16 protein-coding genes are annotated in these 14,431 nt (G+C 51.2%); 10 read left to right on the plus strand and 6 right to left on the minus strand.

Features of this window, described 5'->3' with window-relative positions; genetic code table 11:
- Positions 1-355 precede the first annotated feature (355 nt).
- The 4 genes from KUO20_RS14455 to KUO20_RS14470 are packed head-to-tail and all read right to left on the minus strand — an operon-like array spanning position 356 to position 4,295.
- Positions 356-2,035, minus strand: coding sequence for a phosphoethanolamine transferase (locus KUO20_RS14455; RefSeq protein WP_235040535.1), 1,680 nt, complete (start codon positions 2,033-2,035; stop codon positions 356-358).
- Positions 2,032-2,757 carry a phosphatase PAP2 family protein gene (locus tag KUO20_RS14460; protein WP_235040536.1) on the minus strand — a complete coding sequence of 242 codons (726 nt, stop codon included), beginning with the start codon at positions 2,755-2,757 and terminating at the stop codon, positions 2,032-2,034. Before KUO20_RS14460 ends, KUO20_RS14455 begins: the two co-directional genes overlap by 4 nt.
- Positions 2,733-3,158 carry a diacylglycerol kinase gene (locus KUO20_RS14465; protein WP_235040537.1) on the minus strand — a complete coding sequence of 142 codons (426 nt, stop codon included), beginning with the start codon at positions 3,156-3,158 and terminating at the stop codon, positions 2,733-2,735. The genes KUO20_RS14460 and KUO20_RS14465 overlap by 25 nt, the downstream gene beginning before the upstream one ends.
- Positions 3,159-3,161: 3 nt before the next feature.
- Positions 3,162-4,295 (minus strand): glycosyltransferase family 9 protein, encoded by a 1,134-nt coding sequence (locus tag KUO20_RS14470; protein WP_235040538.1) that lies wholly within the window; start codon positions 4,293-4,295, stop codon positions 3,162-3,164.
- 212 nt (positions 4,296-4,507) lie between these two features.
- Between KUO20_RS14470 and KUO20_RS14475 the strand changes: the two genes are divergently transcribed.
- The 4 genes from KUO20_RS14475 to codA all read left to right on the plus strand — a co-directional run bounded on the left by KUO20_RS14475 (position 4,508) and on the right by codA (position 9,206).
- Positions 4,508-5,170 carry a response regulator gene (locus KUO20_RS14475; protein ID WP_235040539.1) on the plus strand — a complete coding sequence of 221 codons (663 nt, stop codon included), beginning with the start codon at positions 4,508-4,510 and terminating at the stop codon, positions 5,168-5,170.
- Complete coding sequence (locus KUO20_RS14480) at positions 5,167-6,576, plus strand: ATP-binding protein (protein ID WP_235040540.1); 1,410 nt, start codon at positions 5,167-5,169, stop codon at positions 6,574-6,576. The genes KUO20_RS14475 and KUO20_RS14480 overlap by 4 nt, the downstream gene beginning before the upstream one ends.
- A gap of 104 nt (positions 6,577-6,680) precedes the next feature.
- Positions 6,681-7,946 carry a cytosine permease gene (codB, locus tag KUO20_RS14485; RefSeq protein ID WP_235040541.1) on the plus strand — a complete coding sequence of 422 codons (1,266 nt, stop codon included), beginning with the start codon at positions 6,681-6,683 and terminating at the stop codon, positions 7,944-7,946.
- A gap of 12 nt (positions 7,947-7,958) precedes the next feature.
- On the plus strand, positions 7,959-9,206 hold the full coding sequence (gene codA / locus KUO20_RS14490; RefSeq protein WP_235040542.1) for a cytosine deaminase: 1,248 nt from the start codon (positions 7,959-7,961) through the stop codon (positions 9,204-9,206).
- A 16-nt stretch (positions 9,207-9,222) separates the two neighbouring features.
- On the opposite strand, the gene KUO20_RS14495 is transcribed toward codA, so the two are convergent.
- Positions 9,223-9,672 carry a GNAT family N-acetyltransferase gene (locus KUO20_RS14495; RefSeq protein WP_235040543.1) on the minus strand — a complete coding sequence of 150 codons (450 nt, stop codon included), beginning with the start codon at positions 9,670-9,672 and terminating at the stop codon, positions 9,223-9,225.
- Between the two features lie 125 nt (positions 9,673-9,797).
- Between KUO20_RS14495 and pcsA the strand changes: the two genes are divergently transcribed.
- The 3 genes from pcsA to KUO20_RS14510 are packed head-to-tail and all read left to right on the plus strand — an operon-like array spanning position 9,798 to position 11,922.
- Positions 9,798-10,523: a phosphatidylcholine synthase gene (gene pcsA, locus KUO20_RS14500; RefSeq protein ID WP_337926494.1), complete on the plus strand. Its 726-nt coding sequence runs from the start codon at positions 9,798-9,800 to the stop codon at positions 10,521-10,523.
- Positions 10,524-10,557: 34 nt separating this feature from the next.
- Positions 10,558-11,250 carry a uracil-DNA glycosylase family protein gene (locus KUO20_RS14505; protein WP_235040545.1) on the plus strand — a complete coding sequence of 231 codons (693 nt, stop codon included), beginning with the start codon at positions 10,558-10,560 and terminating at the stop codon, positions 11,248-11,250.
- 42 nt (positions 11,251-11,292) lie between these two features.
- Positions 11,293-11,922 (plus strand): DNA-3-methyladenine glycosylase I, encoded by a 630-nt coding sequence (locus tag KUO20_RS14510; RefSeq protein ID WP_235040546.1) that lies wholly within the window; start codon positions 11,293-11,295, stop codon positions 11,920-11,922.
- Positions 11,923-11,989: 67 nt separating this feature from the next.
- Here KUO20_RS14510 and KUO20_RS14515 read toward each other — a convergent pair whose 3' ends face one another.
- On the minus strand, positions 11,990-12,541 hold the full coding sequence (locus tag KUO20_RS14515) for a fasciclin domain-containing protein (protein WP_235040547.1): 552 nt from the start codon (positions 12,539-12,541) through the stop codon (positions 11,990-11,992).
- A 185-nt stretch (positions 12,542-12,726) separates the two neighbouring features.
- Between KUO20_RS14515 and KUO20_RS14520 the strand changes: the two genes are divergently transcribed.
- Genes KUO20_RS14520 through KUO20_RS14530 form a run of 3 tightly spaced genes read left to right on the plus strand, consistent with a single transcriptional unit; the run spans position 12,727 to position 14,425 of the window.
- A complete protein-coding gene (locus tag KUO20_RS14520; RefSeq protein WP_235040548.1) occupies positions 12,727-13,290 on the plus strand; it encodes an RNA polymerase sigma factor in 564 nt (187 codons plus the stop codon).
- Entirely contained in the window at positions 13,269-13,979 is a 711-nt protein-coding gene (locus KUO20_RS14525; protein ID WP_235040549.1) for an anti-sigma factor, read from the plus strand. Before KUO20_RS14520 ends, KUO20_RS14525 begins: the two co-directional genes overlap by 22 nt.
- Positions 13,980-14,020: 41 nt before the next feature.
- Positions 14,021-14,425: a VOC family protein gene (locus tag KUO20_RS14530; protein ID WP_235040550.1), complete on the plus strand. Its 405-nt coding sequence runs from the start codon at positions 14,021-14,023 to the stop codon at positions 14,423-14,425.
- The last annotated feature ends 6 nt before the right edge of the window (positions 14,426-14,431 follow it).

Consider the following 14,431-nt stretch of genomic DNA (forward strand, 5'->3'; position numbering starts at 1 on the left):
GCCCCGGTCAGGGCGCTGAATATTGCCAGGATTGCCTCAACCGGCCCGCTGATAAACAGCCAAGGCAGCGAAGCTAGTAGAATAACGAAGCTAATACTCGTGGATATAGAAAGCTGCCAATAATAACGAGCATCATCACCCTCATCACTACTCTGGCCACGTATCAGACTCGCGAGCTTTGGCCATCGCTGCCCCAGCAAGAACAATCTGGACCTAGCTAAAAGCGTCGTATGCATGTCGATATATCCCATCTCGAAGAGAGTGGAGACATCATGCTGCCTAAATACTTAACGATCACTTAAGCACCGTTAACTATTCACTACGCTCTAGTTACTACGCTCTATTAACTAGTATATTAACTGCTAACGGCGTGCGACTCACGACATGGCTGGCTGATGTCTAGCCCCTGCTGATAAACATCAGTCGTTACGTCAAGTAAGCCAAGCACGCTGTGAAAAAAATTGTCATGTGATGCGGGATTTGCCGCGACCTGGCCCAAACACGTCGTATCTATCTGTTGGCGCCTTGCCATTGCAGGAGAAAGCCACCACACCATAGGCACTCTCGTTTGCTCATCCGGTGCGATCGAATAGGGAATACCGTGTAGATACAGGCCTTTTTCGCCCAGTGACTCGCCATGATCAGAGACATAAATCATGGCAGCCTCATAGCCTGACTGCTCAGATAAGGTGTCGATCACCTGGCTCAGCACGCTATCGGTATAGCGCAGCGAATTATCGTAGCTATTGGTAATAGATGCCTGCGAACACTGTGACAAATCAGAAGTCATGCATGTGGGCGTGTAATACTCAAACGCGGACGGATAGCGCTGGTAATAACTCGGCCCATGATTGCCTAGCTGATGCAGCACAACAACCTTACTATTACTTGGCACCGTCTCAATCTGACGGCTTAGCGCCTCAACCAGTGCTTCATCCAAGCAGCGTCCTTCATCACACAGCGCAGGATAATCATCGGATGCCAGCGTTGTGGACGTGACGCCATCACAAACGCCTTTACAGCCTGACTGATTATCTAGCCACGTGACGTCCAGGCCTGCGTGTTTTAACACATCCAGCAATGACTCATGCTGCTGGGCGTAGGCCTTGTCATAGTTATCGTGGCCACGTTCGGAAAACATGCAGGGCAAGGACGCCGCCGTACTTGTCCCGCATGAAACCATGTTAGGAAAATTAACCAGCGCCGCCTGCTGATCCAACATAGGCGTTGTTTGGCGTTCATAGCCGTTTAGGCCCCAGTTTGCCGCTCGTACCGTTTCACCTACCACGATCACTAGCAGCATCGGCTTTTCTCCCGGGTGGGCCACCATCGTGGCATCAATGCCTACCGGAAGCCGTGGTGTATCCGTAATGGGGCCGCTACTGGCCAGCACTTGCGCCATGGAAACAATATAATTACCTGGCGTCACTAAATACCGCAGCGCCTTATCGTTACGCATGAGTGAAGAAAGCCCTTGATACGCCATAAAAACAGAAACTATCAGAAACACTAAACCCATCAACATATAGCTAAGATGCCGAACAATAGACGTTGCCAGCGATGTTTTTATTATTTGAACGCGCCAGATAATGGCAATGGGAAACACGCCAAAGGTTAGCAAATGCATAAAGAAACCGGCGGTAAAAAGCTCTCGTGCTTCCTGCATATCGGTCTGCAGCACATTATCTATCATTGATGTGTCAAAATAGGTGCCGTAGTTGCCTGTAAAATAGCTGACACAAGAGGCAATTATTACCAGTATAGAAAGCAGCAACTTAACCGATAATCGAAATGCCAAAACAACAAACACAACATATTGCAAGCTCGTTAACACAACAAAAAGGCCAGCAACATTACCCCATGAGCGCCAGTCATTCAGGGCATAATCACTGAATACTTCCTGCCAAAAAGAAAGGTTATAAAAAAGAGTAAAAAGCAAGACGACCGCTAGCGTTAGCGCTTCAGGACTCAAACGTGGGCGATAGTTAATCACCTGCTTACTTCTTTGGCCTGCCAATACTATATATTTATTCATAGCGCATGCCCGGTAGGTTGATATTTATGACGCAATGCGCTGCCAGTCAACATCACGTGAGCCATTGCAAAACTGACCGTCCAACAAATCATCACTGTCCATAGGTCATGAGAAAGGAAATGAGCGCCTCGCAACTGTTGTCCAACGCCGAAGATGCCTCCCATCGCCAGCCCGAAAGCAAGGCCTTTCCACCGCCATTCGGGCTTTATTGCCGCGAAGAAAAAGTACAGCGAAATCCATGCATAGCCCGCGCTGGCATGCCCTGCAGGAAAGCAAGCCGAAGCAGCCATGAAAGCAGGACGTTTGTCTAGCAGGCCCACAAAGTTGGCGGCACCGCCATAGCGGGACAAATCCCAGGGGCATTCCATGCTGATGGTATGCTTCAACACTGACACGGCTAATGTTGACAGCAACGTGGCCAAAAAAAGATAAAGCAAAGGACGGCGAAGATTCCGCCACTCTGTGCGTAAAACACTGATGGATAATAAGCACAGCACGGCAATACCAAGACAAAGACTTAACGTTTTACCGCCTTGATGAATAACGTCCTGAGCGATGAAACTGCTTTGAAGACTCCAACGATGGTCTTCTAACGCATAGATAATATCAGCTACTTTAAAGTCAACGTCGACCATACTGAACACAGACATGAAAACAAAAAATAAAAGCCACGAAAAACCTATCCTGGCAGGAAAGCTTATCCGATCAAGACGCACAGCCATACTCCTACCGTCATCATAATAGCCATAAGCACGGCGGATGCGCCCATATCTTTAGCGCGGCCGCTTAGCACATTATGCTCAAGCCCAATGCGGTCTATCGTCGCTTCAATCGCTGAATTAAGAAGTTCAACAATAAGCACAAAGGAAAGCGATGCAAACAGCAATGCTTTTTCAACCGAGCTGATATCAAACATAAATATCAACGGATAAAGAACAGCGCTTAGCAAAACTTCTTGCCTAAAGGCTGCCTCGTTAGTCCAGCAAAAATGGATACCCGACATGGCATTAACAAACGCACGAAAAATTCGTTTATATCCACTGCCGTTAGCTTTAGAAGATGTAACTGACGTTTCCAAAGAACAATCTCCGAAAATAAACATGCTTACAAAATCGATCAGCATTCATTAAGCAGCTTGCCACTGAGTGAAGCGTGGGCTGTCCGGCAGAACAGTTGCTATTGATTGAATAGCGCGCAGCACCGTACTTACATCCGGTTGCCATAGCATGGTGTCGTACGGCTCTCGTGGTATGAACGCCAGAGATCCTCGTACACGCACAAGTGAAATCGTTGGTACATCGAGAGCAGCGGCTAAGTGCATAGGCCCTGAGTCTGGCGTTACCAGTACGCAAGCTCGCTCCAACATGGCGGCAAACTCACGTATCGGGCGTGGCTGACACAGAACACCCTGTTTAGAAGTGGCTAATCGCTGTTGAAGTGCCTGTGAAAACCTAAACTCTTCAGGGCCCAGAAAAACCACGTAATGTCGCTCTAACGTTTCTAACGCGTCCAGCAACGTCAGCCAGTATGTTAACGGCCACCGCTTCTTTTGGTGCCCTCCTACAAATAAAGCAACGAAATCTTTGTCGCTCCGAGGGCTCTGCTTTAATACAAAAAGTTCGCTTAGCTGCACTAAGGCATGTTCGCGCTCTTGTGGCGCTAGCTGTAACAGAGGCCGATTACGGCAATCGACACCCAGCGCCTTCGCCAAACTGGTAACGGCATCGTAGGTATGGGTGCCGCCTGCTTCTGCTTCAACGCTATACCGGCGATGCTTACCTTTTCCCGCGCCCATGCTGTACCGTGCATGAATGAACCGCGTCGCGATAAAGCCCGTTGTTGACCCGGCGCTTACTTGTACCGCCAGGTCGTAGCGTTTTGACCGCAGCAGGCGCAATAATGACAGGCACTGCCAAGGCCTTAGAATGGCGGTTCGCGACAAAGAATAAAAATTATCGACAGGACGTTGCTGAAGCAGAGGTAGTGTTTTATCTGTTGCCAGATAGTCAATGCGTGCTGAGGGGAACCGCTCCCGGAGCGCATCAATAACAGGCGTGCTAATGAGTGCATTTCCGAGACGAAAATTGGGACGAATAATCAAAATGCTGTTGATGTCTTTCAAACTATCAACGGTTTCTGCTGCTGGTGCTTTGAGCGTATGACGCAGGCCAGCAAGCAATAAACGCTTAAAACACTTTTCTAGTTTCCGTGCCTGTGTTTTTAAAAAGGGATTTGTTCTAATACGTGTGAGTAACAACATATAACGGCACTCCATAAAGTCTAGATGACGCTGAATGGAAGTAAAAAAGTTTACTCATTCATAGGCGGCTAGCTTGAGCGCAATAACTTAACGAACAGTTAAGCGTTGAAAATGGCACATAAAATAATTTTTATTTGGTGAAAATAGATAGTGTTAAGGAAGGCTTAAGTTTCGAAAGCGACTATATGCGCACAGGCTATAGAGGAAGACACATGCGGTTACTGTTGATCGAGGATGATCCGCTACTAGGTGACGGTATTAAGACGGCTCTGGAGCGAGAGGGCTATACCGTCGACTGGTTTAAAAATGGGCATGAATCGATTAGCGCCATTAGTAGCGAGGCATTCAGCGTTATCGTTTTGGACCTTGGGTTACCCGATATGGACGGCATGCAAGTTCTTCACCTTCTGCGCAAGCAGTCAACGCTGCCCATTCTTATTCTGACTGCGCGCGACGCCATCGAGGATCGTATTCGTGGGTTAGATGCGGGCGCTGATGACTACGTCCTAAAGCCGTTTGATTTGCATGAATTATTAGCGCGATTACGGGTAATAACGCGGCGTTCTGAAGGGCGTGCTTCTCAGGCACTAACGGTAGGCAAACTGTGTATCGACGAAGCGCAGCACTGCGTACACTGGCACGGCGAAGAGGTAAAGCTGGGGCGACGAGAATATGCGTTGCTCTTAGAGCTTGCACGCCATGCCGACAGAGTTTTATCTCGACCACGTCTGGAAAGCCTGCTCTACGGCTGGGAAGATGAAGTGGAATCTAATGCTGTTGAGGTGCACATCCACCATTTGCGTAAAAAGCTCACAAAGCATCTGATCATTAATGTGCGTGGTATCGGCTACCGCCTTGATAGCAGCGCAACATGACTTCTATTCGGCGTTATTTAGTACTCGCGTTAGCACTCGCTTTAGCGGTTGCCGGAGGAATCGCGGTGACGGCAGCCTACTTAATTACTGATCATGAGTTAGAAGAAATACTCGACACGCAGCTAAGTTTGCATAGCCGCATTGTGGCGGGACAACTTAATCCTGATGCTTCAGCCGACGACTATGCTCGCATGGCGTCACGCATGAGCCTTCCAGGGCATGCTGCTCAGCTGTACCAAGACGGCAAGGCAGTGGAATCACCCGCCATCGATAGCGCCTCGGCCAAGCTTTATCATGAAGAGGAGCTAAAGCTCGTTCTAGGTTTCTGGAATGCTGATGGCTCACCCAGCCTGTTAGGCGGCAGGTGGAATGATGCCGGCCCTTTTCCTTCGCCCAGCCAAGAAGGCTATCGTTGGGAAGCATACGATGGACAGCGCTGGCGAGTTTTCAGCATGTTCGACGTTGCTAGCGATACCTGGATTAGTATGGGTTTACAAAGTACCTTTCATGATGCAGTGGTTGAGCGCATTACCTGGAACAACCTATTGCCGATGTTGGCTCTATTCCCCATCTTATTATGGTTTATCAGCCGTATTATCCGGCGTGGTCTTAGTCCGATCAGCGCTCTTTCCGGCCAAGTTAAGCAGCGCAATGCGCGTGATTTACGTCAACTTGACGGTCATGTCCCGAAAGAACTGAAAGGCCTTCATCAATCCTTAAACGGCTTCATTACCAGGCTCGCAGAAACACTCGAACGCGAACGACGCTTTACGGCTGATGCCGCTCATGAAATGCGCACGCCGCTCGCGGCGTTACGTATTCATCTGGATAACGCTCAGGCTGGCGAGCAACAATCATTACAAAAAGCCTATATTGGTGTTGAACGACTTCAACGAGTGGTGGAGCAGCTACTTATCTTGGCGCGCCTGGATCGATTAACGACCAGCCCATCAACCGCTATTGATCTCTACCCTCTCGTTGCCGAATTAATCGCCGAGCTATGGCCGCTGGTGGAGGCCAAGCAGCAACACTTGGCGTTAAAGGGTCTAACGCGTTTAGAAATATATGCTGATAAAACAGAGGTCGAAATTCTGTTTCGTAATCTCTTAGATAACGCACTTCGCTACACACCAGCGGGAGGCTCTATCGAAGTGGAGCTAGTGTATTCAAATTCATCGCCACACCTTATTGTCCGCGATACGGGGCCGGGGCTTGCTGAGCACTTACTCGATAAAGTCACTGAGCGGTTTCGCAGAGCCACTGATCAGAGCATTACAGGTAGCGGGCTAGGATTATCAATTGTGGCCGAGCTGACAAAGCGCCAGCACGCTCGACTCGTACTTACTAACAGCCCTTCTCATGGCTTAGAAGCCATGGTTATATGGGAGCGTGATGCAAGTCTTTAAACGCAGCGGCCACTAGCACTAAGGAATCGACGCTTTGGCACGGCTTTTGCTTCGTATATAGCCAGCAGCTAACAGGCTGTGGACTTACTTCGGGGTACACCGCCATGAACCACTCTGACTATCCGCTCAGCGAAGTTCCTACCCATGCCCGTAAAGGGCTATTTTCAACCGCCATGATTTTGTTGGGTTTCACCTTCTTCACCGCCACCATGTGGGCTGGCGGCACGCTGGGCCAAGCCTTTCCTATTGGCCAGCTGCTATGGATCATCCTGATAGGCAATTTACTGCTGGGTGCTTATGCAGCAACGCTTGCTTATATCGCCTGTAAAAGCGGGCTTAACTCCGTCCTAATGGGGCGCTTCTGCTTTGGCGAGAAAGGCAGCAAACTCTCCGACTTCATTCTTGGTTTCACTCAAATTGGCTGGTACGCCTGGGGCACCGCTACGATTGCGTTAGTGTTAGTACGCACCACTGGGATGCCTGAATGGTTGGAAATCCCCTTAATGGTGCTATTTGGGTTGGGTTTCTGCGTAACCGCCATGATCGGCTACAAAGGAATGGACTGGCTTTCGCGTTTCGCGGTGCCGGCGATGATGCTGTTTATTTTGATGAGCCTATTCACCGGGCTGGTTGATGTAAGAGGCATCGCGGGATTAAGTCAGCAAACGCCGACGGAAAGCATGAGCATAGCAGCCGCCATTACCGTCATTATCGGAACGTTTATCAGTGGCGGCACCCAGGCCACCAACTGGAGTCGTTTCGCTAAAACCCCCAAAACTGCCGTCATTGCGACCTTAGCGGCATTTTTTATCGGCAATGGCTTAATGGTACTCACCGGTGCGCTGGGCACCATGATTTATCAGCAGGCGGATATCGTCGATGTGCTGATCGCCCAAGGATTTGTCACCATCGCGGTACTCATGCTGTTTCTGAATATTTGGACCACTCAGGACAACACGATCTATAACTTCGCCGTCGCAGGCTGCAATTTGCTGCGTACCGAGAAACGTCGTTTGGTGACGGTAGGCGGTGCGGTCATTGGAACCGTATTAGCCGTCGGCGGAATGTATAACCTCCTCATCCCCTTTTTGGTTCTGCTTGGCACCTTTATTCCGCCGATGGGCGGCGTGATCATGGCGGATTTCTGGCTCAAACATAAAGGTCACTATCCCTCGCTCGATAAAGCTCGGCTCCCCGACTTCAATCGCCGTGGGCTTGCGGCCTACGCGCTAGGTGCCGGGGCAGCCTATTTCTCACCACTACTGCCGCCGTTGGTGGGAGTTGTAGTGGCAGCAGGAAGCTACGCCGTGCTGCTTCGTTTAAACCACGCTACGCTGAGCGATAGCCTCCCCTCGACAGCTAAGCCATGAGTGAGTTCTTTTATGCAAATCATTAACGCCCGCCTACGCCAGCGCCCCGAGCTATACCGCCTTGAAATAGACAACGGTTCGTTTAGCGCAATTACTGCCCAAGATGCACCGCAAATGCCAAGTGAAGGGCAGATAGATGCTGGCGGCAAACTTATTTGCGCACCGTTTATCGAGCCCCATATCCATTTGGACGCGGCTCTTACGGCGGGCGAGCCCAACTGGAATCAAAGCGGCACGCTGTTTGAAGGCATTGAGCGCTGGGGCGAACGAAAACCCATGCTCACAGAGGCGGATATTCGCGAGCGCGTGCTAAAAACGCTTAACTTACTGGTTGGCAACGGCGTTCAGTTTGTGCGCACCCATGCCGACACCAGCGACCCTAGCTTAGTAGGAATAAAAACGCTGTGCGCCTTGCGCGATGAGCTGAAGGACAAAATCGACATTCAGGTAGTGGCCTTCCCTCAGGATGGGCTACTTTCTTACCCCGGCGGCGACAGGCTGATGGAAGAGGCGCTGGAGATAGGCGCTGACGTGGTGGGCGGCATTCCCCACTTTGAATATACCCGTGAGCTTGGCGTCGCCTCGATGAAGCGGGTGATTGAACTAGCGATTAAATATGACCGCTTGGTGGACGTGCACTGCGATGAAATTGATGACCCCAACTCACGCTTTCTCGAAGTGCTCGCCTGCGAAGCACTGTTTAACGATTTAGGCAGCCGCGTTACCGCCAGCCACACCACGGCGATGCACTCTTACGACAACGCCTACTGCTCTAAACTGTTTTTGCTACTCAAGCGTTCGGGTATCAACTTTATTTCCTGCCCGACCGAAAGTATTCACCTGCAGGGTCGCTTCGATACCTACCCGAAACGACGCGGCGTGACCCGCGTAAAAGAGTTAAACGCAGCGGGCATTAACGTCTGCTTTGCCGAAGACTCTATCTTTGACCCCTGGTACTCGCTGGGTAACGGTAAACTTTTGCGCACGCTGGATTTCGGCCTGCATATCTGCCAGATGATGGGCTACCAAGACTTTAGCCAAGCGCTGTCATTGATTACTGATAACAGCGCCCGCACGATGAATATTGAAGACCGCTATGGCATAGAAGTGGGCAAGCCCGCCAGCTTCAACCTGCTGGAGGGCGAGGACGACTACAGCGTGCTACGCACTCAAGGCGAAGTACTGCTTTCAGTCCGCCACGGTAAGATCATCATGCAGCGTGAACCGGCTAAGGTCATCACCCCACCGTGGCTTGGTTAAGACAACTCCATAATGATTACTTGATGTCTAATAGGTAGCCGTAAAACGCCGTATTGCGCTGCCAGCCCAACGATTCATAAAGATGTTGGGCTCGCTCGTTCTCCACCTGCGTCATCAATATCAGGCGTGGCACGCCATGATCGCGAGCAAGCTGGGTAGCGGCATTCATCAGCGCCCTACCGGTACCTTTCTCGCGGCAATCGGGTGATACAAACAGATCATTTAACGTCCAGCGCGCATTCAAGCCTACCGTAGAAACACCGGGGTAAAGCTGCACGAAGCCAGAGAGCGTGCCTTCACTGGTTTCACTTACCAAAATGAAGGAATCGCCTAATCCCATCCGTTGGTTTAAAAATTCACGAGCGGCCTGTATATCACTCGGCTGCTGATAAAACTGACGATAGCCATCCAAAAGCTCGGTTAAGGCATCCTGGTCATTAATGTTTGCTGCACGAACGATAGTCATCAGGAATCTTCCTTAGATAGCATGCCTGCGTATTCTCTAGGTGCCTACTTATAGTAATGTAGCGACTTAAACACTTATTCATACACCAAACAACAGTAGAACACGATGTTCTCAACGGGGTTAATGTGGCTCAACCGCTCTCTTCGCAAGCAGGCTCACACGCATCGCGATGCAAAGCATGGAGCGTACACGCATTTACGGCAAGTGGAGTGCTACTTGGCACGATGGCGTTGCTGTCGCTGATCGACAACGATCCGATCGCCTGCCTGCTCTGGTTAGGCGCTGCGATGATGGTGGATGGTGTCGATGGCGCACTCGCCCGTAAATACGAAGTGAAGGCCATCCTGCCCCATTTCGACGGTTCGACCCTAGATATGGTGATCGATTACCTGACCTGGGCCTTTATTCCCGCCCTGTTTATCTACTTCTTTGTTGAATTGCCGTCTTATTTTGCGCTGCTGTCGGTGTTCATCATTCTGCTGTCGTCGATGTTCTGTTTCTGCAACGTGGGCATGAAAAGTCAGGATAATTACTTCGTGGGTTTTCCTGCAGCCTGGAATATCGCCGCCGCCTATTTCTATATTCTCGATCTCTCACCGTTCATCACGTTTGCCACGGTCGTATTGCTAGCCATCCTCACCGTGACAAAAATGAAGTTTCTGCATCCTTTCCGGGTGCGTCTGTTTATGCCGCTTAATATCGCCGTCACGCTAATGTGGTGTGCATGCGTCACGTCGCTGTTGCTCTCCAGCCCCGAGCAGCCGGCCTGGGCGTTCTGGGGATGGGCCATTGCATCCGCTTATTTCATCGGCATGTGCCTATGGCGTACCGCTCAAGAATGGTTTGATTGAACCAAGCGCTCAGCGGCAACAAGGAGGAGGCAATATGTCACTGACCCCACGTCAGCAGGAGAGATTCAAGAGCCTGGCAGCAGAGATTGAAGGGATCGATATTGAAATCTACGAGCGCTTCGGACGCGATCCGTTGAAGCCGATCATCGGGCTTGGCAAGCCGAACCTGCGCATCGGCTTTTTCGGACGCGACCCTGGCCGCGATGAGGTGCGTCATGGCGAGCCCTTTATCGGTGCCGGTGGCCAGTTAGTCAGAAAAGCGCTTTACGAACAGCTCTACGGCGAGAAAATGCCGGATTTTGAAACATCAAAAGCGGTGGGTGAGCACTTTTTCTGGATTAACACCGTGCCCTACAAGCCCGTGGGCAATAAGGCGTGGTCGATGAAGGTCAAGCGCCACTTTCACGGGCTTATGAACGAGGTTCTGATCTCACGCTGGGAAGGACGGACGCTGATTACGCTAGGGCGCGAAGCCTTCTTGTGGTTCGGTATCGACCGCTCAAAAGAGGAGCGCGATAGACTGGAAGCCTTCTGGAAGCAAGAGAATCGCTTTGAAAGCAGTATTGAGGTGACGCTGGAGGATGACCGGGGCGAAGCGCAAACCTTTACACTCTACCCACTGCCGCACCCTTCCCCGCTCAATCAAACCTGGTATGCCCGCTTTCCAGGGCTACTGAAACAACGTTTGGAGCAATTGGAGGTACGCCTGAACAATCTCGCCGTGTAAGGGCGAGCGCTCGAGAATGGTTTGATTAACAGGTGAACGCTGATGGTTAACGAGTTTATCGCCCCCGATGGGCGCCCACGCTGCGCATGGTGTGGCGGTGCGCCCGAGTTTCTTCCCTACCATGACAATGAATGGGGATTTCCGATCGACAACGACCAGCGGCTGTTTGAGAAGCTGTGCTTGGAAAGTTTTCAATCAGGCTTGAGCTGGCGCACCATTCTTAACAAGCGCGAGAACTTTCGCGCGGCCTTTTTTCATTTCGACATTTATCAAGTCGCCCGCTTTAACGAAGACGACGTGCAGCGCTTGCTGCAGGACGCAGGCATTATCCGCCACCGCGGAAAAATCGAAGCCGTCATTAATAACGCGCAGCGCGCATTGGAAATGATTGAACAGGAGGGGTCGCTTGCCGCGTTTTTCTGGGGGTTTGAGCCATCATCAGATGCGTTAACAGAACCGCAGACACAAACGACCTCGTCAGCATCTACAGCGCTAGCCAAGTCTCTCAAAAAGCGTGGCTGGAAGTTTGTGGGCCCAACAACCGCGTTCGCGTTTATGCAGGCGATGGGGCTCATTAATGACCATTCCACAATGTGCGTCACACGCCGCCAAGCAGCGCTTGCCCGCGAGTCATTTACACGACCGTCAAGAAACCACAATCCCGCCGATTAGCTATACAAAGCGGCGGGATTGCCGGTCACGTTATGAGTAACCGTTGATTGTCGTTAGATTCAGATCATTAGGGCATCAAAACGCTATCGATAACGTGAATGACGCCGTTAGACTGAGCCACATCAATAACGGTAATGTTAGCGCCGTTACCTTGGGCATCCATGACCATCAGGTTATTGCCGTTACGCACCACGGTAAGGTATTCGCCCTGTACTGTTTGGAACGCGACGGTGCCATCTTTCTCCATCACTTCTTCCCACAGCGCGTCGCGATTGAGATTGCCAGGCACCACATGGTAGGTAAGAACTGTTTGGAGTTGCTCTATATTTTCTGGTTGTAGCAAAGCCTCTACTGTCCCGGCAGGCAGAGCCGCGAAGGCTTCATCCGTTGGGGCAAATACAGTAAAGGGACCTTCGCCCTGTAGCACATCGACCAGCTCAGCCGCCTGCACTGCTGCAACTAATGTTTTATGATCACCAGAGTTAACGGCGTTCTCAATGATATTACGCTCAGGAAGCATACTAGCGCCGCCCACCGTCGTTGCGCCATGGTCAGCCATCGCGGCGCCTGTCCATAAAGCCGTCGCACAAAGGCTTGCAGCAAGAAGTTTAAGTTTCATATTGGCATCTCCTGATTGTAATTAAAGGCCTCGTTAATGCAGGCTCAGTAAGGTTTACGTGCCTAATATCAATATGGATGCATCGTTACCCATAATAATTTTATGCTGATCGCCACTAGTACGCTTGCCTTCAACGCGCGACTCGCCAAGACTGGTGGATCGGTTCGTTCTGCAGAGATGCCTGAATGTTAGACGCGACTCAACGTCATCAATACCTGATTGACCAGCTCAATGGCTGTGCGCATGGCAATCGCCAGGCCCTCGAACGCCTCTATCGTGCCTCATCGTCGCATCTGTATGCGCAGTTGCTGCGTATAGTCAGAAACGAGAGCGCTGCACAGGACTGCCTACAACATGTATTTATCAAGATATGGCACGCTGCCGACCAATATGATGAAACGCGGGCTAAACCGATGACGTGGCTGTCAACGATGACTCGCAACATTGGTATTGACTGGTTGCGACGCCAAAAACCACAGGATGCAACCGCTAATGAGCCGTTGCTGGAAACACTGTTTGGCACCGATGACCCTGAAGACGACAGCATGAGCGCACAGCAGAACAGCAAGCTTCAAGACTGTTTAGACACGCTTAGCCGCCAGCAGCGCCAGGTGATGGAAATGGCCTTCTTTCAGGGGCTAACCCACAGCGAACTGGCCGACTCCTTAGCCCAGCCACTGGGTAGCGTTAAAAGCTGGATTCGCCGTGGACTCGAGAGGTTAAAAACATGTCTGACCAGTGGGATTTAACCAGCCCTGAGGAACGCCATCTAGCCGCTGGCGAGTACGTGCTGGGAGTGCTGAACAGCGACCAGAAGGCACGCTTTGAAGCGCTGCTGGCTGTCAGCCATGACGTGCGTAATGACGTAGACGACTGGCGCGAGCATCTACAGCTGTTTAATGAGCGCCTTGATCCTAAAACGCCACCAAAAGAGATTTGGCAGCGCATTACCCATGCGACGGGGACGCGTACCACTCCGTGGTGGCAGCGTTTAGGCGCTTGGCAGGCGATGGCTGCCAGTTTTGGGTTAATCGCTGTCGCGCTGGGCCTTCTGTGGCAACAAGCTGAGCTGACTTCGCCGCCTGAAGGAGAAGCGGTGTTCGTGGTTCAGGACGAGTCGCGCACGCCAGGCTGGATTATTAGCGCTACCCAGGGGGGTGAGTTAATAGTACAAGCGATTCAACCAACTCAAGTCGGCAACGAGCAGACCGGCGAGCTGTGGTTGATTGCCGATGGCACACCTATTTCGCTAGGCCTGCTACCTGAGCAAGGCAGCCGACGCCTCCAACCCAGCGCTGAGCTGCGCGCACAGTTATTTAATGCCGACTTAGCAGTCAGCGTTGAACCCCAAGGGGGCGCTCCCGAAGGCCAGCCAACCGGGCCGATTATCGATCATGGCCGTTTGACACCTGTGGCGGGAAGCACCATTATTTTTTGATAATACAGCCACTTTTATTGGTTCCAAAAGAGCCTATTCGCATGAAACCAAAAATCAGCTTGATCACTCTTGGTGTACAAGACCTGCAACGCGCCATACGCTTCTACCGTGAAGGTTTGGGACTGCCTGAGCACGAGACAGAAAGCGATGGGGTCGCATTTTTCAAGCTCGAAGGGGCTTGGTTATCACTTTTCCCGCGTAAAGAGCTGGCGAAGGATATCGGCATTCAAGATGACTCGCCCAGTGGTTTTAGCGGTATCACCCTTGCGCACAATGTCGCCAGCCAAGACGCAGTTGATCAGGTGCTTAAACAAGCGGTTGCCGCAGGTGCCGAGCTAATCAAGCCTGCTGAAGAAGTGTTCTGGGGTGGCTATTCAGGCTACTTCCGCGACCCAGAAGGTCATTATTGGGAAGTCGCCTACAACCCATTTATGGATTTGACGTAACGCTAC

Origin of the sequence: Vreelandella profundi, assembly GCF_019722725.1 — a bacterium.
GTDB classification, from domain to species: domain Bacteria; phylum Pseudomonadota; class Gammaproteobacteria; order Pseudomonadales; family Halomonadaceae; genus Vreelandella; species Vreelandella profundi.